Raw genomic sequence first — 25663 nt, forward strand, 5'->3', positions numbered from 1 at the left:
GTGGCTCCGAGTATCACAGTTCTGCATAGTAAGACCCCTCCCCAGCCCCTCCCCACAAGGGGGAGGGGCTTAACTTGCCGCGCCTTTCGAACCCCCATCGCGAACGAAAGGAATGAGACGGTGCCGCCTATAGCCCCTCCCCCTTGTGGGGAGGGGTTGGGGAGGGGATTTCTGTTATTTACCGCCCGCCAATGACGCCGATATAGTCCGATACCCAGCGGTGATAGGGTACGCATTCGCTCTCGCTGGTGCACTTGGCCGTCGGCGTCTTCCAGAACTTGATCTTGTCGAAGTGATCGAAGCCGTTGGTGTTGCAGCCGGAATCGGTCATCAGTTCGTTGCCCTTGCAGGCCGCCGGTACGGAGGGAACGGCGCCGAACCAAGCGGCGGCGTCGCCCTGAACCTTCGCTGACAGCGAGTGCTCCATCCACATGTAGGCGCAATTCGGGTGCTCGCTGTCGGCGTGAAGCATGGTGGTATCAGCCCAGCCGGTGGCCCCTTCCTCCGGGAAGGTTGAAGCAATTTTCTGCTTGTCGGCCTGCATCAGGTTGACCTGGAATGGCCAGGACCCGGAAGCAGCGACGCCTTCGTTCTTGAAGTCGTCGATCTGGATCATCGCGTCATGCCAGTAACGCGAGACGAGCTTGCGCTGGCCGCGCAGCAGGTCGAGCGCCGCCTTGTACTGATCTTCGTTGAGCTCGTAGGGGTCCTTGATGCCGAGGTCCGGCTTGTGCGCCATCAGGTAGAGGGCAGCATCGGCGATATAGATCGGGCCGTCATAGGCCTGGACGCGCCCCTTGTTGGACTTGCCGTCGGGAAGTGTTTCCTCCTCGAAGACAACCTTCCAGCTGGACGGGGCCTTATCCTTGAAGACCTCCGTATTGTACATCAGCACATTTGGTCCCCAGAGATAGGGAACGCCATAGTGCACGCCGTTCACGGTGTTCCAGGGAGCGTTCTGCAAGCGCTCATCGACGTTCTTGAAGCTCGGGATCAAGTCGGTGTTGATCGGTTGGACGCGCTTTCCGGCGACAAGGCGGAGCGAGGCGTCGCCCGAAGCGGTGACGAGGTCGAAGCCGCCCTCGTTCATCAGCGCCACCATTTCATCGGAGGTCGCCGCCGTCTTCACCGAAACCTTGCAGCCGGTCTGCTTTTCAAAGTCGGTGACCCAGTCGTAATTCTTGTCGGTCTCGCCGCGTTCAATATAGCCCGCCCAGGCGACGATGCTGACCGCGCCCTCGCCCTTGCCCAGTTCTTTCAGCGGTTCGGCGGCAATCACCTGCGTTGCAAAGCTCAGGCACGCGAGTGCGGCTGTGGAGGATTTCAAAAGATTCTTCATCGCCCTGTCTCCCGGTTTAGTGCCGCTTGGCTGCGGCATTTTGTTCCCGTTCAAAAGGTGCGACGAAAACTCCGCTTTCGCAAATTCATTTATCAGAACCCCGATATCGGAAATTCCGATGGCTATGAACGTATGCGCCCGGAGCGCATGCTTTCCGCAATGCCGACGAAATCGCGGGCGGCCTGCGGCAGGCTCGAGCCCTTGCGCCAGACCATCCCGACCTGCACGACCGGCAGTGAACCGGAGACGTCGCGGCTTTCGATCCTGTCGCCTTCAAGCGACCACGGCCGGTAAACAAGATCGGGAAGCAGCGCAACGCCGGCGCCGGTCGCGACAAGGCTACGCACCGCTTCCACTGAGCGCGTGCGGAAGGCGACATGCGGGCGGGCTCCGAGCGCTGAAAGCAACTTGCCGGTATTCTCTTCGATTTCGTCGACTGTCAGCATAATGAGTGGTTCGCGCGCGATGTCGGCAACCGAGATGATGTCGGCGGATACCAGCGGATGGCCCATCGGCAGCCAGAGACGATAGGGCGAGGTTTCAAGGATTTCCGCCTGCAATGCCATGCGGTCGCGCAGGTTGGATATGACCATGACGGCGACGTCGAGTTCGCCGCCGACCAGCAGATGTTCCAGATAGCTGCCGTTGTCCTCGATTGCGCTCACTCCCACGCCGGGGCAGGCGCGACGATATCGCGCCAACAGGTCGGAGAGCACGTAGCCCGCGACCAGCGACGTGACGCCGATGTTCAATGTACCGGAGAGCTCGCTTTGCTGGCCGGAAAAGCTAGTGCGCGCATCCGAGACCGTGGCGAGAATTTTGGTTGCATGCCGGAGGAACTGGTGGCCGTTATGGGTGATCGTCAAACCGCGCGGATGCCGCTCGAAGAGCTCGACGCCGAGATCGTTCTCCAGCTCTTTCAGCGCTTCCGTCACCGACGACTGCGAGATCGACAAATTCTGCGCCGCCCGCGTCACCGAACCCTGTTCGGCGACGGCGACGAAATACTGGATCTGGCGAAGCGTGAAGGCCATGCGCGTTTAGAGCATGGCTAAGCGGATGGTGGCAAGCTTGCCGAGGGGCGGACCTTTTTTGGTCTTTGGTTCAATTCGATACATATTCCGGACCGTCGCTTAAGTATTCCGAAACGCCGGCCGGCTAGGATTGCTCCATGTATTGCGTTGGAGTTTGTGCGATGGCGGAGCAGTTGGCGTGAAGGCCTTGCTGCGGATCTTCCGGCCCTCCCGGAAATTGGTGATCGTGATCGGCGGATTGGCCCTGCTTACGGGCGCGTCCGGCGGCGCGGCGCTTTACATCGGCAGGGACAATATTCTCGTCCGGTCTCTGGAGGAGGCGGACGGTGTCTCGTGCACCGATGTCAACCTGGTGACGATCAAGAAGCAGGATCACGTCTGGATTCGCAAATACATCAAGACGGAACCGACCGACGGCGTGACGCGCGTGAAGACCGCGCTTCGCGTGGCGCAGGCCGTCTATCAGCAGGAAAAACCCGATCTGGTGCAGGTCGTCGTTCTCGATCAGAACGGGCCGACGCTGCGGTCGGACATGCGCGGCCGGGCGATCGGCGCGAATGTGGTCTATATTCCGCACCCCGATAAGATGATCGAAGGCGTCGACGACAAGCCCTACACCGTCCGCTACTATGACGGTCAAGCGAGCGCCAATGGTCTTTTCTTCGGCGAGCGCATCGATCTGCCAGAGGATCAGATCCACGCGCTGAGCGCGTCCTTAAGGGAAAGCTCCGACTGCATCGACCCGACGGCCGTCGCGTCGACCACAGGCGAGAGTAAGAAGACAGCCGCGGAAGCAGGTTTTCCAGAAGAGGGCGCCAGGGCAGCCCCGGCTTCCGGCCACTGATCTCGACGGCAAGAGCCGGCGGCGATCCGCCGGCGTCCTTGCATTCGTGACTGGACTTCAGTCCGCCTTTGCTCGGCGCGCCGGGAAGAGGATCACGTCGCGAATCGAGGGCGAATCCGTGAGCAGCATCACCAACCGATCGACGCCGATACCAAGGCCACCTGCGGGCGGCATACCCTGGTCGATCGCATCGAGGAATTCGTCGTCCAGCTGCTTTTCCTTTTCGCCGCGGGCATGCGCCTGCTCGAGCTGTTCGACCATGCGCTTGCGCTGTTCTTCCGGATCATTGAGTTCCGAGAAGGCGTTCCCGAGTTCCCAGGCGTTGCAGTAGGTCTCGAAGCGTTCGACCAGGCGCGGCTCGCCCGGCACTTCCTTGGCGAAGGGCGAAATGTCCTTCGGGAAGTGCGTAACGTGTGCGGGCTGGATCAGCGTTGCCTCGACCTTCTCCTCGAAGATGAAGGCAAGGCATTCGCCCCAGGTCCAATCCTTCTCGACTTCGAAGCCGGCGGCCTTTGCAGCGGCGCGCGCCTCTTCGTCGGTCTTGATCGCCAGGAAGTCGATACCGGTCACTTCCTTGACGGCATCAGGCATCGGCACGCGGCGGAATGGTCCCTTGAAGGAGAGTTCCTTGTCCTGGAACTTGAACTCGGTCGTGCCGTGGATCTTCGTCGCTAGTTCCGCGAACATGCGCTCCACGAGGTCCATGATGTCCTCGTAATCGGCATAGGCCCAGTAGCACTCCATCATCGTGAATTCAGGATTGTGCCTTGTCGAAACGCCTTCATTGCGGAAGTTGCGGTTGATCTCGAAGACCTTGTCGGTGAGGCCGGAAACCAGGGTGCGCTTCAGGAACAGTTCCGGCGCGATGCGCAGATACATGTCGAGCTTCAGCGTGTTGTGATGGGTCTTGAACGGCTCGGCGGTGGCGCCGCCATAGACCGAATGGAGCATCGGCGTCTCGACCTCCATGAAGCCGTCGTTCTCCATGAAGCGGCGGATGCCGGAGACGATCTTCGAGCGCTGCTGGAAGCGGAGCTTCGATTCCTCGTTGGTCATGATGTCGAGGTGACGCTTGCGGTAACGCAGCTCGATGTCGGAGAGGCCGTGCCACTTCTCTGGCATCGGCAGCAGCGACTTCGTCAGCATGGTGATCTGCTGCGCGTTGATCGTCAGTTCGCCGCGCTTGGTGCGGCGAACAATGCCGGTCACGCCGATGATGTCGCCGATGTCGATCATCGGCAGCAGCGCGCGGGCCTCCTCGCCGGTGACGTCCTTGTGGCTGAAGATCTGAATCTTGCCCGAGGCGTCACGGAGATCCATGAACATGCCGGAATTGCGCGAGGAATAGACGCGGCCGGCGACCGTTACGACGTCCTGGGTTTCAACGTCGGGTTCCAAGCCCTCGTACTTCGCGGCAAGTTCTGCGTTCGTCGTGGTCCGGTGGAAATGGGCCGGATAGACTTCGCCGATCTGCTCGCGCAGCAGCTTCAGTTTCTGAGCGCGAACTTCCGTCGCGTCGGAGGAGAGGGTGGCGGTTTCGGTCTTGTCAGTCATGTGCAAAGGTCCGCTTCAGTTCTTCGGGCCGACGAGAGAGGCGACTGCCTGCGATGCCAGTTTCAGGCGCTGGCGCACGACGGCGCGACCGAGGATCGCCATGGAATCGAAGAGCGGCAGCGAGCGCGACGAGCCGGAGACGGCAACGAAAAGCGGCGCGACGACCACCTTCAGCTTCTTGCCCATGCGGTCCGCGACGGCACGCAGCTCGGCCTCGATCGACTCGGTGTTCCATTCGAGGATCTTCTCGAGGTCCGGTTGCACGGTGTTGAGGATCTCCAGAATCTCTTCCGGCGGCGACTTGATCTTCGCGAAGGCCGACGGTTCGAGGTTGAGGTCGGACTTGAACAGGAAACCCATCAGATCAGGCAGCTCGCCGAGCTTGGAAATGCGCGACTGGGAGAGTGCCAGACCCGCCTTCAGCCGGTCGTTTTCCATTGCCCAGGTCAGGACGCGATGCTGGAACTCTTCTTCCGACAGTTTCTCACGAATCCAGCGGCCGTTCAGCCAATCGAGCTTCTGGATATCGAAGATCGCGCCCGCCTTGGAAAGATTGTCCGGGTCGAATTTTCCGGCAAGCTCATCCATCGTCATCAGCTCTTCGCCTTCGGCGATCTGGACGAAGAACAGGCCGAGGAAGTTCATCAGCGCTTCGGGGATGTAGCCGAGCGCCGTATAGTACGAGATCGAGGTCGGGTTCTTGCGCTTCGACAGCTTCGACTTGTCGGCATTGCGCATCAGCGACAGGTGCATGAACACCGGCGGCTCAAGGCCGAGATACTGATAAATCAGAATGTGCTTCGGAACCGAGGCGAGCCACTCCTCACCGCGTGCGACGTGGGTGATCTTCATCAGGTGGTCGTCGACGACGTTTGCCATGTGGTAGGTCGGCATGCCGTCGGCCTTCAGCAGCACCTGCATGTCGACGGAATCCCACGGGATTTCCACGTCGCCGTAAACGCCGTCGGTGAATTTGCAGGAGCCTTCGGTCGGGATCTTCATGCGCACGACCGACGGTTCGCCGGCCGCCATGCGCGAGGTGACCTCTTCCGCCGAAAGGTTCAAGCAGTGGCCGTCATATTTTGGCTGCAGGTTGGCGGCGCGTTGCGCCTCGCGCATCTTTTCCAGACGCTCGGGCGTGCAGAAACAGCGGAAGCCATGGCCGGCGGCGACGATCTTTTCGACATACTCGCCGTAGATATGCTTGCGGTCGCTCTGGCGATAAGGGCCGTAGGGGCCGCTGACATCCGGACCTTCCGACCACTTTAGGCCGCACCATTTCAGCGCGTCCAGCACCTTCTTTTCGAATTCCGGCGTGGAGCGCGTGGCATCGGTATCCTCGATGCGCAGGATGAACTCGCCGCCATGCTTTTTGGCGAAAAGATAGTTGAAGAGTGCAATGTAAGCGGTGCCGACATGCGGCTCGCCGGTCGGCGAGGGAGCGATGCGGACGCGGACGCCGGAAGCTGTCATTTTATGTGCCCGTCAATGAATGCCGGACGGCTTTCATTGGAAAAAGCGGCGTTCGGCGGGAAGAATGCAGATAACTGGATCAGGAAACCGGCCGGATCAGGGCATTCCGCCCATTTCATGTCCGATTGTCCGTTTGCTGGCCTTAAGGCCATATTCAACCGCGTACGTCAAGGAAAATGGGTCAGTCGACCCTAGCGCACCGGCCAGACGTAGAGCAGCGCCGGCACACTGACGATGATGATGATGAAGGAGAGCGGCAGGCCGAGGCGCGGATAGTCGCTGAAGCGGTATCCCCCCGGGCCGAAGACGAGCGTATTGCACTGGTGGCCGATCGGCGTGAGAAAATCGCAGCCCGCGCCGATGGCGACGCCCATCAGGAAGGCTTCCGGCCTGTATCCAAGCGTATGTGCAAAGCTCGCCGCGATCGGCGCCATCACGAGCACGGTCGCCGCGTTGTTGAGGAAGGGCGTTACTGCCATCGCCGTCACGACGATCAGCGCCAGCGCTCCGTAGGGCGGCATTTGAGCAGCGAAGTGGCCGAGCCATCCGGCGATCAGTTCGCTGCCGCCGGTCGTCCTCAGGGTGTCGGAGACGGGAATGAGGGTTGCCAGCATGATGAGGATCGGACCATCGAGGGATTTATATACCTCGGCCAGAGGAATGACGCGGAACACGACCATGGCAAGCGCCGCGCAGAAGAAGGCCACGGGAACCGGGGCAAGCCCGACGGCCGTTACGCCCATGGCCGCGGCGAGGATCACGAGCGGGAGATAGGCACGCCGTTGCGTGCCAAGCAGGATGTCACGCTGCGCAAGCGGCAGGCAGGCGAATTCCTGCAGAAAGGCCGGCAGGTTCCTGCGGCTGCCCTGCAGCACGAGCACGTCGCCTCCCTGTAGCCTCACCTCGCTCAACCGCTCCGTCAGGCGGTGGCCATGGCGGCTTACTGCGAGCAGGTTGATGCGTCGCCGGTTGAAGAGCGAAAGCTGACGCGCCGACCAGCCGATCAGCGTCGATTCGGCTGATACGACCGCTTCGATAGACGTGACGTCGCCTCCCGTCTTGATTTCTGGCGTCTGTTTGCCCGAAAGCTTCAGCTTAGCGTTGGAGACGACACGATCGAGCGCTTCCGGTCTTCCCTCAAGCAGGATCGTGTCGCCGGCCTGGAGCGCAATATCCGGAAAAGGCGACACGCGGGAGTGGCCGCGAAGAATCGCCGTTGCCACGACTTCGCCGTCGCCAAGTTGCAGCATCTCATTAAGCGGTTTGCCATCGAGGCCGGAACCTTCGACCACGGTCGCCTCTGAGAAATAGGTCTTGAGATCGAGCGCCTCGTGCAGCGAGGGGTTCTCGTTTTCCCGTTCAGGGACCAGCCAATGAAAGAAGATGAGAAAAACGACGCCGACGATGGTCAACGTTGCACCCACCGGCGTGAAATCGAACATCGTGAAGGGAGTGCCTGTGATCTCCTCGCGCAGCCTCGAGACCACAATGTTCGGTGAGGTGCCGATCTGCGTCATCAGGCCGCCGAGCAACGCCGCGAAACTCATTGGCATCAGGTAGAGCGAGGGCGACTTGCCGGTTTTTCTGGAGAACTGAAAGGCGACCGGGATCATGATCGAGAGCGCCCCAATGTTCTTGATAAAGGCGGAGAGCACGGCGACGACGATCAAAAGAAGCGCCAGCTGCAAGTGCAGTTTGTTGAGGTTCGGAAAGAAGCGTTTGATGGCTTTGTCGACACTGCCGGATCGCGCGACGCCTGCACTGACCACCAGCGCACTGCCGACGATGATGACGATATCGTCGCTGAAGCCGGAAAAGGCTTTGTCGGCAGGGACAATGCCGACCGCAATGGCCAATACCAGCGCGCAACAGGCAACGAGGTCGTAACGGAAGCGATCCCAGATGAAGACCGCCATCATCAGGCCGATAATGCCGAAGGCAAGAATCTGAGGGGTCGTCATGCCGCTCCAACCCTTGGAATCGATCGGTGGAACCAAATCCACCTTCTGATAGAACTGTGATGCCTGGGTGCTTGTTCAATGCCACGGCATGGTCAAAGTTACTCTAGTGCTGCAATTCGGCAAGCGCCCGTTGGAGCGGCGCGTCGGAAATCTCGATTATTCCCGTAAAAGGAACGTCCATATCGAGAACGAGATAAAGCGAAGCGGAAATCAACAGCGCGGACACCAGAAACATCGAGATGACAATCATATTTCTAGGTGCGCGGTAGCCAAAGCTCGCGAAGATCAACACGAGCCACGCCGAGAGCATAAAGATGAGCGGCAGGGGGATGACGCCTGCCGACTGCTCGATGATATCCCATCGCTGCTCGACGATTCTCTGGAATTGCTGGCGCGCATCGTTCCACAGCGCGACATGTCCGGGATCAGTCGGCCTCATCGCCGACAAGCTATCGCCTACGGCGTTCAAAACCTGTTCGGACGCCCGATCGCCCCTGACAAGCGTATCGTCAATGCGGGCCGGATTGGTCAATGCGGTTTCCACATATATAATGAGCCTCTCTTGCGCCTGATCGGCCTCCATGCCGTAGGCGCGCAGCGTGCGGTCGAGAAGAATAATCTCGGTTGCGAAGGCGTGAACGTTGTTGTCGATGCTTTCGAAGGTATTCTTCGCCGAGTTTATCATCAGGCTGAACACAAGGGATGTCATAACCACGAAGATATTGGCGACCAGCCTGACGACCGTGTTCGTTTCTTCCTGAAGGTGACGCGCGGGCAATTTTGAATAGTTCAGGAGCGCTCCGAGCGAAGCGATCATGAGGCAGGCGAACACCGAGGTCGCCACAAACACTTCCCGCATCATTGTTCCTCCCCCCGCGCCGCCGCTCATGCAAATTAGCTGTTTTGCATCTATTTGGCACCATGCCGTTGCCGAGAGCTGCGGCCACAAGGAGACATCACAAGGAACTTGCCGGAATGCTGAGCGAAAATGAAAAGGCGCGGTCTATGCCGCGCCTTTCGAACAGTTCGTCAATGCCCGCTGGCTTTCTTTCGCCTTCGGGCGTTTCTCGCAAACATGTTCAGCATTTCGACCAACGCGGAGAACGCCATGGCCACATAGACGTAGCCTTTCGGCACATGGAAGCCCATGCCGTCTGCGATCAGCGTCATGCCGATCATCAGCAGGAAAGCGAGCGCCAGCATGACGATCGAGGGGTTCCTCTCGATGAAGTTGGCGAGCGGTGTCGCGGCGACCAGCATGACCGTCACGGCAGCGATGACCGCGACAACCATGATCGGCAGATGTGGGGTCATTCCGACCGCGGTGATGATGCTATCCACCGAAAAGACCAGATCGAGCAGCAGGATCTGACCAATGGCCGCCGCAAAGCCGGTCGTCGCCGAGCTCGCAATGAAATCCTCGTCGTGCTCTTGCGGATCGACGTTGTGGTGAATTTCCTTCGTGGCCTTCCACACAAGGAAAAGACCACCGGCGATCAGGATCATGTCCTTCCAGGAGAATCCGTGACCGAAAGCCTCGAAGACCGGCGTGGTGAGCTGGATGATCCAGGCAATGGTGCCGAGCAGCGCAAGGCGCATGATGAGGGCAAGACCGATGCCCACCTTGCGCGCTTTCTCACGATGTTCGACCGGCAGCTTGTTGGTAAGAATGGAAATGAAGATGAGGTTGTCGATGCCGAGAACGACTTCCATGACAACCAGCGTCACAAGAGCAACCCAGGCGGCCGGGTCCTGAATAAGCATCATGATATCTTGCATATGCGTATTTCCCCTCGCGCCGAAGACGCCGCAATGTAAGGTGAAGGCGCCAGGAAACAAGCGCGCAGGGGAGTATACGAAAGCGGGGAAGCTTTTATTCCTTCACCATTCTCCATGATGCGCATGCCGGTGCGCGGATCAAAGGGTGCGTCGCGCTCTCAACGAGCGCGAAACCGGTCGCAATTGTTATTTGACCGTCGAGAGCGCCGCCCTCAAGAAGCGTCGTGCCGGCTAACGCCGTAGGCGGCCATGAAGACGCGAATGGCGCCGGAGATAACACGCTCCATCTCGAGCTTGGAAGGCGGCTCCGGCATGCTGCCGAAGAGACGGAATTTGAAGAAGCTGCCGCTCGCAAGATCGAGGAATTGCCCTGCGGCAAGATCGAGATCGTCGATCTTCAGCTTTCCTGCGTCCACATAGCGTTTCAGATAGTCGTGCAGGACCGTGCGAAGGTTTTCCGGGCCCTTGAAGAAACGCTGACAGAGCACGGGCATGCGTTCGCGTACGCCAAGCACGGTGCGCATGGCGGTAATCACCTTCTCGTCCGTCACATGGGAGATGAAGCTCAATCCAAAGTCATAAAGGCCTTCTTCGACGTCGTCGTGCTCTTCAAGGGCCCCGCGCAGCGCGGCGACAAAGGCGGCGCGCTCGCTTTCGATCATCGCCGCAAACAGCTCTTCCTTGTTGGCGAAGTAAACATAAAGTGTTCCCTTTGAAACACCCGCCTCGCGCGTGACGTCGTTCATGCTCGCGGCATCAAAGCCGAGTTTCATGAAGACACGCTTTGCGCCTTCAAGGATCTGCCTGCGCTTTGCCGGATCCTCTCCTGCTGCCCATCTGCCGCTTGTGGCATGGGATTCGACGACGGAACCTTTCGATACTTCGGTCATTGCTTTTTAACTACGTTCGCAACTGCGACGATTCTTTAACAAAATCGAACCACCTGGTTCGATATAGCTTGATATGACTGCAAAAACGCTCTATGTCAACTGAACCGAACCGTTCAGTTCGATTGTCACCTAACTATGCGGACTTTCTTATGTCGTCCAGTCAGAAGACCAACGTAGCACGGATTGTTAGCGATTCCGCCGAAGCCGATGTGGCCGAGCGGGAAGCAGCAGCCTCCGCGGGCGCCCCTACCGCGGAGGCTCGCGACACGCCGCAGCTGCCGGCCGCAGAAGCGACGCCTGCGGGAAAGCCCGAAGAAAAGAAGAAGCGGCGTAGTTTCGTGCTGCCGATCATCGTGCTGGCCATCCTGGCGGGAGGCGGATGGTATGGCTACGAGTGGTGGACGAACGGCCGCTTCATGGTCTCGACAGATGACGCCTATATCGAAGGCGATATCGCGACGATCTCGCCGAAGGTCACCGGCTATGTCGCCAAGGTGAACGTCGTCGCCAACCAGCAGGTCAAGGCCGGCGACGTGCTCGCCACGCTGGACAACGGGGACTACCAGAACGCGCTCGATCAGGCGGAAGCCCAGATCGCCACCGAAAAGCTGTCGCTGAGCCGCATCGATGCGCAGATCGAGGGCGCCAAGGCCGCGCTCGCCCAGGCGCAGGCTTCCAAGGTTGCTCTCGAGGCTGCCGTTCGCGGTGCCACGATCACTCAGAAGCGCCAAGCGGACCTTCAGGCGAAGTCGGTCGGCACGACGGCTGAACTCGATAACGCCAATATTGCTCTTGATCAGGCCAAGGCCAATCTGATCGGCGGTGATGCAAACATCAAGTCTGCCGAAGCCAACATCACCATCCTAGAGGCGCAGCGCAAGGAAGCCGAGGGCTCCGTCCGCACCCTCGAGCTGGCGCGTGACAAGGCCGCTCGCGACCTGTCTTTCACGGTCCTCAAGGCTCCGTATGATGGGGTCGTTGGCAACCGCTCGGTTCAGGAAGGCGATCTCGTCTCGCCCGGCCAGCGGTTGATGGCGCTCGTACCGGTTCGCCAGCTCTATATTGACGCGAACTTCAAGGAGACGCAGATCCAGCATCTCGTTCCCGGCTCGAAGGTCAACGTTCATGTCGATGCCTACGACAATCATCCGATCGTCGGCACCGTTGAGTCGATCTCGCCGGCATCCGGCTCGGTCTTCTCGCTGCTGCCGCCGGAAAATGCCACGGGCAACTTCACCAAGATCATCCAGCGCGTGCCGGTCCGCATCGCCTTGCCTCAGGATGCGCTTGACAGTGGCCGTCTGCGTGCGGGCCTGAGCGTCGTCGTCGACGTCGATACCCGCACGGCGCCGGATGCGGAGCAGGCAGCCAAGTGATCAGCCAGCCGGAGTAGGGCCAATGGCCGCGACGACCGCAACAGCAGGAACCGTTCCGGCCGCTCGCGCTGAGGAACACATGGATCCCCGCAAGCTCATTGCATTCTTCGCAATGGTGCTCGGCATGTTCATGTCGATCCTCGACATCCAGATCGTCTCCGCATCGCTGGCGGAAATCCAGGCTGGCCTCAGCGCGGGGTCGGACGAGATCGGCTGGGTGCAGACATCCTACCTGATTGCCGAAGTCATCATGATTCCACTGTCGGGTACGCTCGCGCGTATCATCTCGACACGCTACCTTTTCGCCATCTCGGCGGCCGGTTTCACGCTGTCGAGCGTGCTCTGCGCGACTGCGACGAACATCGATCAGATGATCGTCTACCGCGCCATCCAGGGTTTTATCGGCGGCGGCATGATCCCATCGGTCTTCGCGGCCGCTTTCACCATCTTTCCGCCGTCGAAGCGCAGCATCGTCTCGCCGATCATCGGCCTGATCGCCACTCTTGCGCCGACCATCGGCCCGACCGTCGGCGGCTATCTCAGCCATGCTTTCTCCTGGCACTGGCTATTCCTGGTCAACGTCATTCCAGGCATCGTCGTCACGGCGGTCACCTGGAATTTCATCGACTTCGACAAGCCGGAACTCTCGCTCTTCAAGAAGTTCGACTGGTGGGGCCTCATCTCCATGGGCGTCTTCCTTGGTGCGCTGGAATATGTGCTGGAGGAAGGCAATTCGAACGGCTGGTTCGAGGACAGCTATATCGTCGCCGGTGCCGTGGCATCCGCCGTCGGTGCGATCGTCTTCTTCTATCGCGCTTTCACCAATGATTTCCCTGTCGTCGACCTTCGGGCCTTTACCAACCGGAATTTTGCCTTTGGTTCGGTGTTCTCATTCGTCATGGGCATCGGGCTTTATGGCCTGACCTATGTCTACCCGGTCTATCTCGGGCGCATCCGCGGCTATGATTCGCTGATGATCGGCGAGACGATGTTCGTCTCCGGCCTGGCGATGTTCTTCACGGCGCCGATTGCCGGCCGGCTGTCGACGAAGATGGACCTGCGCCTGATGATGGCGATCGGCTTTGTCAGCTTCGGGGCCGGCACTTTCATCATGACGCATCTGACGGCGGACTGGGATTTCTACGAGCTCTTCATTCCGCAGATTCTGCGCGGCTTCGGCCTGATGATGTGCATGGTGCCCATCAACAACATCGCCCTTGGCACGATGCCGCCCGCCCGCATGCGGGGAGCCTCCGGGCTTTTCAATTTGACGAGAAACCTTGGCGGCGCCGTTGGCCTTGCGGTGATCAACACCCTGCTTACGACCCGTCAGGACGTCCACTACGAGCGTCTGCGTGAAAACCTCGATTGGGGCAATCCGACCGCAATTGACCAAATGAACAACATGGCCGCCAACTTCAATTCCTATGGAATGGATGGGGCTTCGGTGGCGATCAAGCAGATGGTGGGCCTTGCTACGAAGCAGGCAATCATTCTCTCCTTCAGCGACGTGTTCCTGCTCCTCACCTTGCTTTTCGTGGCTATGATCTTTGGCGTCGCGATGATCAACAAGCCCGCGGCTCCCGGCGGCGGTGGTGGTGGCGGAGGCCACTGAGCCCTTCGAGTAAATGAGGTAACGGCCGGCTTGGGACACCAAAGCCGGTCGTTCTGCATAAGGGATCGGCCCTGGTCGAAGATTTTGATTTACGTACATCAAATTTGGCGCTAAAGGTCTCGTCAGGAGGAGATGATGAGGCCTACGGTTCACGACATCGCCGCTGCGGCGGGGGTTAGTCTTGCGACAGTCGATCGCGTTCTGAACCAGCGCCCCGGCGTGCGCCGCATCACGCGTGAGAAGGTCGAAACGGCCATCCGCGAAATCGACTATGTCCGCGATGTTGCGGCCGCCAACCTTGCAAAGGGCCGCACCTATCCGCTGGTCTTCATCCTGCCCTCTTCGGACAATTCCTTTATGCACGGCTTGCACGCCGAAATCCGGGACGCGATCAAACGCTCGCCGGTCGAACGTACCGACATCCGGACGGTTGAAGTTGCAGCCTTCGACCCGGCCGCTCTGGTAGCAGCGCTGGATAAACTCGCGGACGAACGCCCCGCCGGGATCGCCCTTGTCGCCACCGACGCGCCGGGAGTGGTCGCCGCAGTCGACAAGCTGGTAGATGACGGCATTCCTGTCGTGACGCTGGTTTCAGACCTCACCGGGTCGCGCCGCCATCACTATGCCGGCGTTGACAACATCGCCGCAGGGAGAACAGCGGCGCGTCTGCTTGGCCGTTTCCTCGGCGATGCCGAAGGTGAGGTGGCTGTGCTCGCCGGATCCATGCTGGTGCGTGATCATCGCGAGCGGCTTGAAGGCTTTGCGGCATTAATTGCGCAGGAGTTTCCGAAGCTTTCCATTCTGCCGGTCCTGGAAGGGCGCGACGATCCGGAGATGGCGCATATGATGGTCGCCGATGCGCTGTCCAGGCATCAACGGGTGATCGGCGTCTACAGCCTGGGCGCCGGCAATCGTGGTCTCATCAAGGCGCTCAAGGGCAAGGGCACGGACCGGCGCGTGACGGTCGTCGCCCATGAATTGACAGTCCATACACGCGCCGCGCTGATCGACGGCACAATCGATGCGGTGCTCAATCAGGACGCCGGCCACGAAGTGCGCAGCGCCATCCGGGTCCTCAAGGCCAAGGCCGACGGCCTCGCCGTCATCGACGCGCAGGAGCGCATCCGTCTGGACATATTCCTGAAGGATAATTTGCCGTAACGGCAAGGGAGAATGACATGTATCTGGGTCTCGATCTTGGAACCTCGGGCGTCAAGGCAATGCTCATCGACGGTGATCAGAAGATCATCGGCTCGGCGAACGGTGCGCTGGACGTCTCCCGCCCGCATTCGGGCTGGTCCGAGCAGGAACCCTCGCATTGGATCCGGGCAACGGAGGAAGCGGTTGCAGGTCTGAAAGCGAAGCACCCGAAGGAGCTTGCTGCAGTGAAGGGCATCGGTCTTTCGGGCCAGATGCACGGTGCGACGCTGCTCGACGCTGACGACAAAGTGCTGCGCCCCTGCATTCTTTGGAACGATACCCGCAGCTATAAAGAAGCGGCAGCGCTCGATGCCGATCCAAAATTCCGCAAGCTCACCGGCAATATCGTTTTTCCTGGTTTCACGGCGCCTAAACTCGCCTGGGTCGCCAAGAACGAGCCGGAAATTTTCGCCAAGGTTCGCTGGGTGCTGCTGCCGAAGGATTACCTACGTCTCTGGCTGACCGGCGAGCACATGTCGGAAATGTCGGATTCGGCGGGCACGTCCTGGCTCGATACAGGCAAGCGCAAATGGTCGCCTGAACTGCTCGCCGCCACCAATCTCGACGAAAAGCAGATGCCGACTCTTGTCGAAGGCACGGAGCAGGGAGGCAAGCTGCGCACTGAACTTGCCGCCAAATGGGGCATCACCGGCGGTGTGGTTGTGGCCGGCGGGGCAGGGGACAATGCGGCTTCGGCTTGCGGCATGGGTACCGTCAGTCACGGTGCTGCCTTCGTATCGCTGGGCACGTCCGGCGTTCTGTTCGCGGCGAACGGCTCCTATTTGCCGAAGCCGGAAAGTGCCGTGCATGCCTTCTGCCACGCGCTGCCGAACACTTGGCACCAGATGGGCGTCATCCTGTCGGCCACTGATGCGCTGAACTGGCATTCCGGCGTCACCGGCAAGTCGGCGGCGGATCTGACCACTGAACTCGGCGAGACATTGAGGGCCCCATCGGGCGTCACTTTCTTGCCGTATCTTTCCGGTGAGCGCACGCCGCACAACGATGCCGTCATCCGCGGCGCCTTCATCGGCCTCGAGCACGAGAGCAGCCGTGCTGTGCTGACGCAGGCGGTGCTGGAAGGCGTATCCTTCGCCATCCGCGACAATCTCGAGGCGCTGCGTTCGGCCGGAACCGACATTTCACGCGTGACTGCCATCGGCGGCGGCTCGCGCTCGCGCTATTGGCTCGCCTCGATTGCGACTGCGCTCGGTGTTCCGGTCGACCTGCCTGCGGACGGCGATTTCGGCGCGGCCTTCGGTGCCGCCCGTCTCGGCCTCATTGCCGCCAGCGGCGCCGACCCGGTTGCCATCTGCGCGCCGCCAAAGACGGCAGGGACGATCGAGCCGGTCACGGCTTTGAGCGCTGCCTACGAGGATGCCTACAAGCGCTACCGTGCGCTTTACCCGGCGATCAAGTCCTTGGCGGGCTGAACGGAATTGGGCCACCCCCTCACCCTACCCTCTCCCCGAGGGGAGAGGGGGAGTCCGCAGTGTGTGCCTCTGAAGGGATCGCAACGCTGCAGCGAGTCTCTTCTCCCCGTCGGGGAGAAGGTGCCGGCAGGCGGATGAGGGGGCGCCGCACGGCAGAACAACAAATTGAACCCAAGGAGACATGGTCATGAGCACCGGATTTTTCGGCGATATCCAGAAAGTGAAATATGAAGGCCCGGACAGCACCAATCCGCTGGCCTTCCGCTACTACCAACCGGATGAGATCGTCCTCGGCAAGCGCATGGAGGACCATCTCCGCTTTGCCGTCGCCTACTGGCACACCTTCACCTGGCCGGGCGGCGATCCGTTTGGCGGCCAGACTTTCCTGCGCCCGTGGTTCGAAGACACGATGAAGGCGGCGAAGCTGAAGGCCGATGTCGCATTCGAATTCTTCCAGCTTCTCGGCACGCCCTTCTACTGCTTCCACGACGCCGACGTGCGCCCGGAAGGCAAGAACTTCGCCGAGAACACGAAAAACCTCAACGAGATCGTCGACTACTTCGCCGAAAAGCAGGCCGCCACCGGCGTCAAACTGCTCTGGGGTACGGCAAACCTCTTCTCCAATCGCCGCTACATGAGCGGCGCGGCCACCAACCCGGATCCGGACGTCTTCGCTTTCGCCGCTGCAACCGTGAAGACCTGCATTGACGCCACGCAGAAGCTCGGCGGCGAGAACTACGTTCTGTGGGGCGGACGCGAAGGCTATGAGACCCTGCTCAACACAGACATGAAGCGCGAGCTCGATCAGCTCGGCCGGTTCCTCAATCTCGTCGTCGAGTATAAGCACAAAATCGGCTTCAAGGGCACGATCCTCATCGAGCCGAAGCCGCAGGAGCCGACCAAGCACCAGTACGACTACGATGTCGCGACCGTTTACGGCTTCCTCAAGAAGCACGGCCTCGAAAACGAGGTGAAGGTTAACATCGAGCAGGGCCACGCAATCCTCGCCGGCCATTCCTTTGAGCACGAGCTGGCGCTTGCTGGCGCGCTCGGCATCTTCGGCTCGATCGACATGAACCGCAACGACTACCAGTCCGGCTGGGATACCGACCAGTTCCCGAACAATGTGCCGGAAATGGCGCTCGCCTACTACCAGGTTCTGCAGAACGGCGGCTTCACCACCGGCGGCACGAACTTTGATGCGAAGCTGCGCCGCCAGTCGCTCGATCCGGCAGACCTACTGATCGGCCACATCGGCGGCATGGATTGCTGCGCCCGCGGTCTCAAGGCCGCCGCCAAGATGGTCGAGGACAAGGCCCTTTCGAAGCCGCTTGCCGACCGCTATGCAGGCTGGGATTCGGCCGAAGGCCAGAAGCTCTTCCGCGGCGAATACTCGCTCGAACAGATTGCTCACTGGGTTGAAAACAAAGACGTCAATCCGCAGCCGAAGTCCGGCAAGCAGGAACTGCTGGAAAATATCGTCAACCGCTACGTTTGATCGGCGGTTGATTGGAGGAGGGTCGGGAAGCGAAGGCTTCCCGGCTTTTCGCTGAAGCGAAGCGGCGAATACGTCGTGAAGTGGACATTCAAGCGGGTGAAATAAATGCAATCGCGGGTGCTATTCGCGCCGGGACTATCCCGCTAGCCGATGTCAGCGTTTTGTCCATCGCCGCGACGGTGCGCCGACCGAATTGCGCACCACAAGATCCGGACGCAGCAGGATTTCAGTCTCCGCCGGCTGACCGTCGGAGAGAAATTCCAGAAGTAGCGCCATCGCCTGCTTGCCGATCGCCGTTCGCGGCTGGCGGATGGTGGTGAGCGGCGGCGACATGAAGACGGCCTGTGGCACGTCATCGAAGCCCGTCACCGAGAAGTCCGTCGGAATGTCGTAGCCGCGGGCGCCGAGGCCGATCATCACGCCGATCGCCGTCTGGTCGTTCACACACATGAAGGCGGTCGGCAGTGTGTCGCGCATGAAAAGCTGCTCGACGGCGTGACGGCCGCTTTCTAGGGTCCCGTCGCCTTCGAGGATGATGCGCATTTCGGGCGCAACCCCCGCTGCATCGAGCCCGGCGTCATAGCCCTGACGCCGCCTGCTATAGGCAAGGCGTGTACGCGAATCGCCGATGAAGGCAATGTTGCGGTGGCCCTCGGCAAGCAGCAGATCGACCGCTTTTCGGGCGCCTTCCACATCGTCGACGCCGACATAAGGGATGCCGCCATTGAAAACCGGTTCGAAGACGCCGACGCTTGGCGGCAGACGGGCGGTCATCGTCTGATGGCCGAAAGGCAGGATGCCGGTAAAGAGGATCAGCCCGGCGGCCTGGTTGGAATTCAGGAATTTCAGATACTCGAGGCCGCGCTGGGCATCGTTCTGCGTATGGCCGATCAGGATGCCGTAGCCATGGGCGCGGGCTTCATTCTCAAGGCCGACGAGAATGTTGGAGAAATTCGGGTCCCCGATATCGGGGGCGACCACGAGAATCATGTTCGACCGGCCGAGCCGCAGGCTGCGGGCCATGGCATTCGTGGTGTAGCCGGTGATGGCGATCGCCTGATTGACTTTCAGGCGTGTCGAGTTCGCGACCTTTTCCGGCATATGGATTGCCCGCGATACCGTCGCGATCGAAACCTCGGCGATCCGAGCGACGTCTTCTATGGTTGCGGGCGTAGAATTCGACACTGCGTCCTGCCTTGGGATGCCTTCGCCGCGACACTACACAGACTTGCCGGGAGGTCAAACGCCGGGGTCGGCAGATCTGTGTGCAACAATGATGTAAACCTTTACATGCGTCGTGTAAAGGTTTACATATGGCCTCAAGCGGATGGGAGCCGCAGGGGAGGAAGCCAATCAATGAGTGTGGATCCAGTCGACACCGCGCCTGTGGTGTTGTCCGCGCGGCGCATCTGCAAGTCGTTCAGCGGCGTGCAAGTCCTCTTCAGTGTCAATTTCGATCTGCGCGCCGGCGAAATCCATGCTTTGATGGGTGAAAACGGCGCGGGCAAGTCGACCTTGGTCAAGGTTATGTCCGGCTTCGAGCAGCCAAGCTCGGGTGAGATTTTGCTCGACGGCAAGCCGGTCGTGCTGCCGGCCAACGGCGCGGCCGAAGCGCTGGGCATCGTTCTCATCCATCAGGAATTCAATCTCGCCGAACATCTGACGGTCACTGAGAGCCTTTTCCTCGGCCGCGAAGTCACACATTTCGGCGTGCTCGATCGCAAGTACATGCGCGCCGAGACCCGCAAGGCACTCGATCTCCTGGGTTCGCACGTCGACGAGAATGCCATCATCGGCACATTGTCGATCGCCGATAAACAGATGGTGGAAATCGCCAAGGCAATCAGCCGCGATGCGCGCGTCGTCATCATGGACGAGCCGACGGCGGTGCTGTCGCGCGAAGAGACGAATTTCCTGTTCCGGCAGGTGCGCAAGCTGCGCGACAAGGGCACAAGCTTCATCTTCGTGTCTCACAAGCTCGACGAGGTGATGGAAATCACCGATCGCGTGACCGTGCTGCGCGATGGTCAGTGGGTCAAGACGGCCCCCACCTCGATGCTCGACGGCGAGTCGATTGCGCAGCTGATGGTCGGGCGCGAGCTCTCAAGTCTTTATCCCACCAAGGTGGAGCCCAACGTCGACGAGGAAGTCGTCCTCCGGGTCGAAAGCGTGTCGACGGGTTATGTTCAGGATGCCAGTTTCGAGGTTCGCAAGGGTGAGATCATCGGCTTTTCAGGCATGATCGGCTCCGGTCGTACGGAGCTGATGGAGGCGATTGCCGGGCTTCGCAGCCGTGCTTCGGGAGAGGTCCACATTCGCGGTGAATCGGTTCCGTCGGGCGATGTGCATGCCGCCAATCGCGCCGGGCTTGCCTACATGACGAAGGATCGCAAATCGAAGGGCCTGCTCCTGCGCTCCGGCATGATGACCAATCTGACGCTGCAGTCGCTCGGCCAGCATTCGCGGCACGGCTATCTCAGCCCGAGCAGCGAGGCGAAGGCGCTCGCCAAGGCGCGGCGGCGCTTCGATATCCGCGTTCGCGATACCAATATCGTTGCCGGCCGCATGTCGGGCGGCAACCAGCAGAAGCTGCTGCTTGCCAAGGTCATGGAGACCGAGCCCGAAATCATCATCATCGACGAGCCGACGCGCGGCATCGATGTCGGCACCAAGCAGCAGATCTATCATTTCATTTCGGCGCTGGCGCGCGACGGACGGTCGATCATTGTCGTCTCCTCGGAGATGCCTGAGGTGATCGGCCTCTGCACACGGGTCGCCGTGATGCGCGAGGGACGGATCGTCGGCGTGCTCGAAGGCGACGAGATCTCCGAACAGGAGATCATGCGCTACGCCGCCGGATTGAAGAAGAAAGCCGCCTGACGCTGGCGGGGAGGCGGCTGCGCTTGGCGCGCCGCGCAGATATGATGCCCATCGAATTTTGGGCGGGAGGTTGGTTTGGAGACGAGTGTGAACGAGGAGACCAGGGAGATCAGGCGTCGGCCCTGGCGGGATATCGACCTGCGGGCCATTGCGCCTTTTGCAGCCCTGATATTGCTGCTGATCGTGGGCGCGCTGGTCAATCCGAACTTCATCGGCATCACCAATCTTGCCAATGTCGCGACGCGCTGCGCCTTCATAGCCATCATTGCTGTCGGCGCCACCTTCGTCATTTCTGCGGGGGATCTCGACCTTTCCGTTGGCTCGATGGTGGCCTTCGTCGCCAGTCTGATGATCCTGTTGATGAATTCCGGTGTGATTGCCGATCCGACGTTGATGCTGGCCGCTGCGCTCCTATTCACGCTCGTTGCCGGCGCGCTCTGCGGACTTGCGAATGGCCTGATCACCACGGTCGGCAGGATCGAGCCTTTCATTGCCACTCTCGGCACCATGGGTATTTATCGCGGCCTGACAACCTGGCTCTCGCAGGGCGGGGCGATTACGCTGCGCTCGCCCGACATCCAGACGCTTTACCGTCCAGCCTATTTTGGCAGCATTCTCGGCGTGCCGGTGCCGATCGTCGTAATCCTGGCGGTCACGGCGGTTGCGGCCTTCATTCTCTATCGCACGCGCTACGGTCGCCACGTCGTTGCTGTCGGTTCCAACAGCGATGTCGCGCGCTATTCCGGCATTGCGGTCAATCGCGTGCGCACCATTGCCTTCGTCATCCAGGGGCTCTGTGTCGCCATCGCTGTGCTGCTCTGCGTGCCACGCCTCGGATCGACCTCGGCAACGACGGGCATTCTGTGGGAGCTGCAGGCTATCACCGCCGTCGTTGTCGGCGGCACGGCGCTGAAGGGCGGTGCCGGCCGTGTCTGGGGCACGATCTGTGGTGCCTTCATTCTCGAACTCGTCGGCAACATCATGCTGCTGTCGAACTTCATCAGCGAATATCTCATCGGTGCGATCCAGGGTGCGATCATCATCATCGCCATGCTGGTGCAGCGCTCGCTGGTCCGGAAAGCATAGGCCGGACCGACTTCAGAAATTAGCCGGGATCACAGGGCGTCCGGTTGACGGTAGGAAAAGTCCCTGACGTTTATTGGGAGGAAATAGAATGCGCAAACTCATGTTGGGTCTTGCGGTTGCGGCCGTCACCCTTGCCGGTACCGCATACGCACAGGATAAGAAGTTCACCATCGGCGTGTCCATTCCGGCCGCCGACCATGGTTGGACCTCGGGCGTCGTGTTCCATGCCGAACGCATCGCCAAGAAGCTGATGGAACAGCATCCGGGCCTGAACGTCATCGTCAAGACCTCGCCGGATGCCGCCAGCCAGGCGAACGCGGTGCAGGATCTTGACACGCAGGGCATCGATGCCCTCGTCATCCTGCCGTCGGATCCGGATCCGCTCGTCAACGCCATCAAGGAAGTCAAGGGCAAGGGTAAATACGTCGCTCTCGTTGACCGCGCGCCGTCGACCAACGACGACTCCGTCCGCGACCTTTACGTTGCTGGAAACAACCCGGCGCTCGGCGAAGTCGCCGGCAAGTACATCGCTGCGCAGACGCCGGACGCCGAAGTCGTCGTCATCCGCGGTCTGCCGATCCCGATCGATCAGCAGCGCCAGGACGGCTTCGACAAGGGCATTGCCGGCTCCAAGGTCAAGGTTCTCGACCGTCAGTACGGCAACTGGAACCGCGACGATGCCTTCAAGGTCATGCAGGACTACCTGACGAAGTATCCAAAGATCGACGTGGTCTGGTGCCAGGATGACGACATGGCTGTCGGCGTGTTGCAGGCGATCGAGCAGGCCAAGCGTACCGACATCAAGTATGTCGTCGCCGGCGCCGGCTCCAAGGACATGGTCAAGAAGGTCATGGACGGCGACAAGTTGATCCCGGTCGATGTTCTCTATCCGCCGGCAATGGTCGGTACGGCCATGGAACTGACGGCAGCCGGCCTCTACGGCCAGGTTCCGGTTCGCGGCACCTTCGTCCTCGACGCGACGCTCGTCACCAAGGACAATGCCAAGGACTTCTACTTCCCGGATTCTCCGTTCTGATCATCTGATCCCGGTGCGCCCATCCGACAGGATGGGCGCATTTTCTTTGTCTGATCGTCAGGAGTTTCCGCAATGCGGCACGTACCTCTTGCGGCTTCCGGATAGGCATGATTAGTTTCAACTGCTTTCAACTTTTCAGCGACATCGGCCGTAAGCCCGTGGAGGCGCCTTATTCCGCCGAAGGGTACGCTAGAAGGCTCCATAAACGTTTACGGTCGACATCAGGGAGGATTCTGACATGAAGACGATCAAAGGGCCGGGCTTGTTCCTCGGGCAGTTCGCGGGCGATGTTGCGCCTTTCAACTCATGGGATGCCATCACCAAATGGGCCGCTGATACCGGCTACAAAGGCGTGCAGGTTCCGACCTGGGCGGGCCAGCTGATCGATCTGAAGAAGGCCGCAAGCTCCAAGGATTATTGCGACGAATTCGCCGGCAAGGCGCGCGAGAACGGTGTGGAAGTCACCGAATTGTCGACGCACCTGCAAGGGCAGCTTGTCGCCGTTCATCCGGCCTATGACGAAGCCTTCGACGGTTTTGCCGCACCCGAGGTGCGCGGTAATCCGAAGGCGCGGCAGGAGTGGGCCGTCGAGCAGGTCAAGATGGCGCTGACGGCCTCAAAACACCTCGGCATCAAGGCGCATGCCACCTTCTCCGGCGCGCTCGCCTGGCCCTTCATTTATCCGTGGCCGCAGCGTCCGGCCGGTCTCGTCGAGACCGCATTTGACGAGCTTGCGCGCCGCTGGAAGCCGATCCTCGATCACGCAGATGCTCAAGGCGTCGATGTCTGCTACGAGATCCATCCCGGCGAAGACCTGCATGACGGCGTCACCTACGAGATGTTCCTGGAGCGCGTCGGAAACCATCCGCGCGCCAACATGCTCTACGACCCGTCGCACTATGTCCTGCAGTGCCTCGACTATCTGGAGAACATCGACATCTACAAGGACCGCATCAAGATGTTCCACGTCAAGGATGCGGAGTTCAATCCGACAGGGCGGCAGGGTGTCTACGGCGGTTATCAGGGCTGGGTCGAGCGCGCCGGCCGCTTCCGGTCGCTGGGCGACGGCCAGGTCGATTTCGGCGCCGTCTTTTCGAAGATGACCGCGAACGACTTCGACGGCTGGGCAGTGGTCGAATGGGAATGCGCCCTCAAACATCCGGAAGACGGTGCGCGCGAAGGGGCCGAATTCGTCAAGGCACATATCATCCGCGTGACGGAAAAGGCGTTCGACGATTTCGCCGGCAGCGGCACGGACCAGGCTGCGAATAGGCGGATGCTAGGGCTTTAAAGAGCAGTCCCCTCCCCAACCCCTCCCCACAAGGGGGAGGGGCTTTGGCCGCGGCGCTGCCGCGCGTTCTCTCCCCCTTGTGGGGGAGATGCCCGGCAGGGCAGAGGGGGACTTGTCTTCAAGCGATCAGATTTCAGGAGGAAATAATGACAATCGAAAGCAAAGACGAGCAGACCCGCGAGCCGCGCATTCGTCTCGGCATGGTGGGCGGTGGCGCCGGCGCCTTTATCGGAGCCGTCCACCGCATGGCTGCCCGGCTCGACGACAAGTTTGAACTCGTTGCGGGAGCACTGTCTTCCACGCCGGAAAAGGCGGTCGCATCGGGCCGTGAGCTTGGCCTCGACCCGTCGCGCACCTATTCCAGCTATCGCGAGATGGCGATCCGCGAAGCGAAGCTGAAGAACGGCATCGAGGCGGTCTCGATCGTTACGCCGAACCATGTCCATTATGACGCCGCCAAGGAGTTTCTGAAGCGGGGCATGCATGTCATCTGCGACAAGCCGCTGACCTCCAATCTGGCCGATGCGAAGAAGCTCAAGAAGGTGGCCGACGAAAGCGGTGCGCTTTTCGTGCTGACGCACAATTACACCGGTTATCCGATGGTGCGTCAGGCCAGGGAAATGATTGCCAATGGCGAGCTTGGCGATATCCGCGTCGTGCAGGCGGAATATCCGCAAGACTGGCTGACCGAGGCGGTCGAGCAGACGGGCCAGAAGCAGGCGGCATGGCGCACCGACCCGGCGCAGTCCGGCGTCGGCGGTTCGACGGGCGATATCGGCACGCATGCCTATAACCTCGCCAGCTTCGTCAGCGGCCTTGAGCTCGACAGTCTGGCGGCCGATCTCGACAGCTTTGTTCCGGGCCGCCGGCTGGACGACAACGCCCACGTCATGCTGCGCTTCAAGGCCAAGAGTTCGGAAAAGCCGGCCAAGGGCATGCTTTGGTGCAGTCAGGTAGCGCCCGGTCATGAGAACGGTCTGAAGGTCCGTGTTTACGGCACCAAGGGTGGTATCGAGTGGGTTCAGGCCGATCCGAACTATCTCTGGTTCACACCGTTCGGCGAGCCGAAGCGACTGATCACCCGCGGCGGCGCCGGAGCAGGGGCCGCTGCGGCCCGCGTATCGCGCGTTCCGTCGGGTCATCCGGAAGGCTATCTGGAAGCCTTTGCGACCATCTACACCGAAGCCGCTCACGCAATCCACGCGGCGAAAAAAGGCAAGGCCGTTGACAAGGCCGTCATCTACCCGACCGTCGATGACGGCGTGAAGGGCGTTGCCTTCGTCGAGGCCTGCGTTGCTTCCTCCAAGAGGAACGGCGCCTGGGTCAAGGTCTGATCTTCGCGCCAATCGCCTGATTGATGCAACTTTTGAGCGC

21 protein-coding genes are annotated in these 25663 nt (G+C 60.5%); 11 read left to right on the forward strand and 10 right to left on the reverse strand.

What is annotated here, in order from left to right; genetic code table 11:
* Positions 1-178: 178 nt before the first annotated feature.
* Both HGP14_RS18625 and HGP14_RS18630 read right to left on the reverse strand, forming a co-directional pair.
* The gene (locus HGP14_RS18625) at positions 179-1339 is read right to left on the reverse strand and encodes an ABC transporter substrate-binding protein (protein ID WP_168831372.1); all 1161 of its coding nucleotides are present in this window, start codon (positions 1337-1339) and stop codon (positions 179-181) included.
* A 122-nt stretch (positions 1340-1461) separates the two neighbouring features.
* On the reverse strand, positions 1462-2373 hold the full coding sequence (locus tag HGP14_RS18630) for a LysR family transcriptional regulator (RefSeq protein WP_168831373.1): 912 nt from the start codon (positions 2371-2373) through the stop codon (positions 1462-1464).
* 178 nt (positions 2374-2551) lie between these two features.
* Here HGP14_RS18630 and HGP14_RS18635 point away from each other — a divergent pair, with 178 nt between their 5' ends.
* Positions 2552-3217, forward strand: a complete 666-nt coding sequence (locus HGP14_RS18635; protein ID WP_168831374.1) for a hypothetical protein — start codon at positions 2552-2554, stop codon at positions 3215-3217.
* Between the two features lie 57 nt (positions 3218-3274).
* Here the strand turns inward: HGP14_RS18635 and lysS are convergent, their stop codons facing one another.
* The 7 genes from lysS to HGP14_RS18665 all read right to left on the reverse strand — a co-directional run bounded on the left by lysS (position 3275) and on the right by HGP14_RS18665 (position 10874).
* Positions 3275-4771, reverse strand: a complete 1497-nt coding sequence (gene lysS, locus HGP14_RS18640; RefSeq protein ID WP_168831375.1) for a lysine--tRNA ligase — start codon at positions 4769-4771, stop codon at positions 3275-3277.
* Between the two features lie 15 nt (positions 4772-4786).
* On the reverse strand, positions 4787-6244 hold the full coding sequence (gltX, locus tag HGP14_RS18645; protein ID WP_168831376.1) for a glutamate--tRNA ligase: 1458 nt from the start codon (positions 6242-6244) through the stop codon (positions 4787-4789).
* Positions 6241-6363: a hypothetical protein gene (locus HGP14_RS36245; RefSeq protein WP_281408102.1), complete on the reverse strand. Its 123-nt coding sequence runs from the start codon at positions 6361-6363 to the stop codon at positions 6241-6243. The genes gltX and HGP14_RS36245 overlap by 4 nt, the downstream gene beginning before the upstream one ends.
* A gap of 72 nt (positions 6364-6435) precedes the next feature.
* The gene (locus tag HGP14_RS18650) at positions 6436-8205 is read right to left on the reverse strand and encodes an SLC13 family permease (RefSeq protein WP_168831377.1); all 1770 of its coding nucleotides are present in this window, start codon (positions 8203-8205) and stop codon (positions 6436-6438) included.
* Between the two features lie 103 nt (positions 8206-8308).
* Positions 8309-9067 (reverse strand): DUF4239 domain-containing protein, encoded by a 759-nt coding sequence (locus HGP14_RS18655; protein ID WP_168831378.1) that lies wholly within the window; start codon positions 9065-9067, stop codon positions 8309-8311.
* 167 nt (positions 9068-9234) lie between these two features.
* On the reverse strand, positions 9235-9984 hold the full coding sequence (locus tag HGP14_RS18660; RefSeq protein ID WP_168831379.1) for a TerC family protein: 750 nt from the start codon (positions 9982-9984) through the stop codon (positions 9235-9237).
* A 212-nt stretch (positions 9985-10196) separates the two neighbouring features.
* On the reverse strand, positions 10197-10874 hold the full coding sequence (locus HGP14_RS18665; RefSeq protein ID WP_168831380.1) for a TetR/AcrR family transcriptional regulator: 678 nt from the start codon (positions 10872-10874) through the stop codon (positions 10197-10199).
* A gap of 149 nt (positions 10875-11023) precedes the next feature.
* Here HGP14_RS18665 and HGP14_RS18670 point away from each other — a divergent pair, with 149 nt between their 5' ends.
* The 5 genes from HGP14_RS18670 to xylA all read left to right on the forward strand — a co-directional run bounded on the left by HGP14_RS18670 (position 11024) and on the right by xylA (position 17996).
* A complete protein-coding gene (locus HGP14_RS18670; protein ID WP_168831381.1) occupies positions 11024-12250 on the forward strand; it encodes an HlyD family secretion protein in 1227 nt (408 codons plus the stop codon).
* A gap of 22 nt (positions 12251-12272) precedes the next feature.
* Complete coding sequence (locus HGP14_RS18675) at positions 12273-13865, forward strand: DHA2 family efflux MFS transporter permease subunit (protein ID WP_168831382.1); 1593 nt, start codon at positions 12273-12275, stop codon at positions 13863-13865.
* A gap of 135 nt (positions 13866-14000) precedes the next feature.
* Positions 14001-15026, forward strand: coding sequence for a LacI family DNA-binding transcriptional regulator (locus tag HGP14_RS18680; protein ID WP_168831383.1), 1026 nt, complete (start codon positions 14001-14003; stop codon positions 15024-15026).
* Between the two features lie 17 nt (positions 15027-15043).
* Positions 15044-16498 carry a xylulokinase gene (gene xylB, locus HGP14_RS18685; RefSeq protein ID WP_168831384.1) on the forward strand — a complete coding sequence of 485 codons (1455 nt, stop codon included), beginning with the start codon at positions 15044-15046 and terminating at the stop codon, positions 16496-16498.
* Positions 16499-16685: 187 nt separating this feature from the next.
* On the forward strand, positions 16686-17996 hold the full coding sequence (gene xylA, locus HGP14_RS18690; protein ID WP_168831385.1) for a xylose isomerase: 1311 nt from the start codon (positions 16686-16688) through the stop codon (positions 17994-17996).
* Between the two features lie 153 nt (positions 17997-18149).
* Here the strand turns inward: xylA and HGP14_RS18695 are convergent, their stop codons facing one another.
* On the reverse strand, positions 18150-19181 hold the full coding sequence (locus tag HGP14_RS18695; protein WP_168831386.1) for a LacI family DNA-binding transcriptional regulator: 1032 nt from the start codon (positions 19179-19181) through the stop codon (positions 18150-18152).
* A gap of 171 nt (positions 19182-19352) precedes the next feature.
* On the opposite strand from HGP14_RS18695, the gene HGP14_RS18700 reads away from it, so the two are divergent.
* From HGP14_RS18700 to HGP14_RS18720, 5 genes are all read left to right on the forward strand, one after another.
* On the forward strand, positions 19353-20876 hold the full coding sequence (locus HGP14_RS18700) for a sugar ABC transporter ATP-binding protein (protein WP_168831387.1): 1524 nt from the start codon (positions 19353-19355) through the stop codon (positions 20874-20876).
* 75 nt (positions 20877-20951) lie between these two features.
* Positions 20952-21962, forward strand: coding sequence for an ABC transporter permease (locus HGP14_RS18705; protein WP_168831388.1), 1011 nt, complete (start codon positions 20952-20954; stop codon positions 21960-21962).
* A gap of 88 nt (positions 21963-22050) precedes the next feature.
* Entirely contained in the window at positions 22051-22998 is a 948-nt protein-coding gene (locus tag HGP14_RS18710) for a substrate-binding domain-containing protein (RefSeq protein ID WP_168831389.1), read from the forward strand.
* A 238-nt stretch (positions 22999-23236) separates the two neighbouring features.
* Complete coding sequence (locus tag HGP14_RS18715; RefSeq protein WP_168831390.1) at positions 23237-24289, forward strand: sugar phosphate isomerase/epimerase family protein; 1053 nt, start codon at positions 23237-23239, stop codon at positions 24287-24289.
* Between the two features lie 146 nt (positions 24290-24435).
* Positions 24436-25623 carry a Gfo/Idh/MocA family protein gene (locus HGP14_RS18720; RefSeq protein ID WP_168831391.1) on the forward strand — a complete coding sequence of 396 codons (1188 nt, stop codon included), beginning with the start codon at positions 24436-24438 and terminating at the stop codon, positions 25621-25623.
* Positions 25624-25663 lie beyond the last annotated feature (40 nt).

Origin of the sequence: Rhizobium sp. P32RR-XVIII, assembly GCF_012641395.1 — a bacterium.
Taxonomy (GTDB): domain Bacteria; phylum Pseudomonadota; class Alphaproteobacteria; order Rhizobiales; family Rhizobiaceae; genus Rhizobium.

Bases quoted from the DNA above. Each gene is read 5' to 3' on its own strand.
- HGP14_RS18625 (WP_168831372.1), bottom strand. From the start codon at position 1,339: ATGAAGAATCTTTTGAAATCCTCCACAGCCGCACTCGCGTGCCTGAGC.
- HGP14_RS18630 (WP_168831373.1), bottom strand. From the start codon at position 2,373: ATGGCCTTCACGCTTCGCCAGATCCAGTATTTCGTCGCCGTCGCCGAA.
- lysS (WP_168831375.1), bottom strand. From the start codon at position 4,771: ATGACTGACAAGACCGAAACCGCCACCCTCTCCTCCGACGCGACGGAA.
- gltX (WP_168831376.1), bottom strand. From the start codon at position 6,244: ATGACAGCTTCCGGCGTCCGCGTCCGCATCGCTCCCTCGCCGACCGGC.
- HGP14_RS36245 (WP_281408102.1), bottom strand. From the start codon at position 6,363: ATGAAATGGGCGGAATGCCCTGATCCGGCCGGTTTCCTGATCCAGTTA.
- HGP14_RS18650 (WP_168831377.1), bottom strand. From the start codon at position 8,205: ATGACGACCCCTCAGATTCTTGCCTTCGGCATTATCGGCCTGATGATG.
- HGP14_RS18655 (WP_168831378.1), bottom strand. From the start codon at position 9,067: ATGATGCGGGAAGTGTTTGTGGCGACCTCGGTGTTCGCCTGCCTCATG.
- HGP14_RS18660 (WP_168831379.1), bottom strand. From the start codon at position 9,984: ATGCAAGATATCATGATGCTTATTCAGGACCCGGCCGCCTGGGTTGCT.
- HGP14_RS18665 (WP_168831380.1), bottom strand. From the start codon at position 10,874: ATGACCGAAGTATCGAAAGGTTCCGTCGTCGAATCCCATGCCACAAGC.
- HGP14_RS18670 (WP_168831381.1), top strand. From the start codon at position 11,024: ATGTCGTCCAGTCAGAAGACCAACGTAGCACGGATTGTTAGCGATTCC.
- HGP14_RS18675 (WP_168831382.1), top strand. From the start codon at position 12,273: ATGGCCGCGACGACCGCAACAGCAGGAACCGTTCCGGCCGCTCGCGCT.
- HGP14_RS18680 (WP_168831383.1), top strand. From the start codon at position 14,001: ATGAGGCCTACGGTTCACGACATCGCCGCTGCGGCGGGGGTTAGTCTT.
- xylB (WP_168831384.1), top strand. From the start codon at position 15,044: ATGTATCTGGGTCTCGATCTTGGAACCTCGGGCGTCAAGGCAATGCTC.
- xylA (WP_168831385.1), top strand. From the start codon at position 16,686: ATGAGCACCGGATTTTTCGGCGATATCCAGAAAGTGAAATATGAAGGC.
- HGP14_RS18700 (WP_168831387.1), top strand. From the start codon at position 19,353: ATGAGTGTGGATCCAGTCGACACCGCGCCTGTGGTGTTGTCCGCGCGG.
- HGP14_RS18710 (WP_168831389.1), top strand. From the start codon at position 22,051: ATGCGCAAACTCATGTTGGGTCTTGCGGTTGCGGCCGTCACCCTTGCC.
- HGP14_RS18715 (WP_168831390.1), top strand. From the start codon at position 23,237: ATGAAGACGATCAAAGGGCCGGGCTTGTTCCTCGGGCAGTTCGCGGGC.
- HGP14_RS18720 (WP_168831391.1), top strand. From the start codon at position 24,436: ATGACAATCGAAAGCAAAGACGAGCAGACCCGCGAGCCGCGCATTCGT.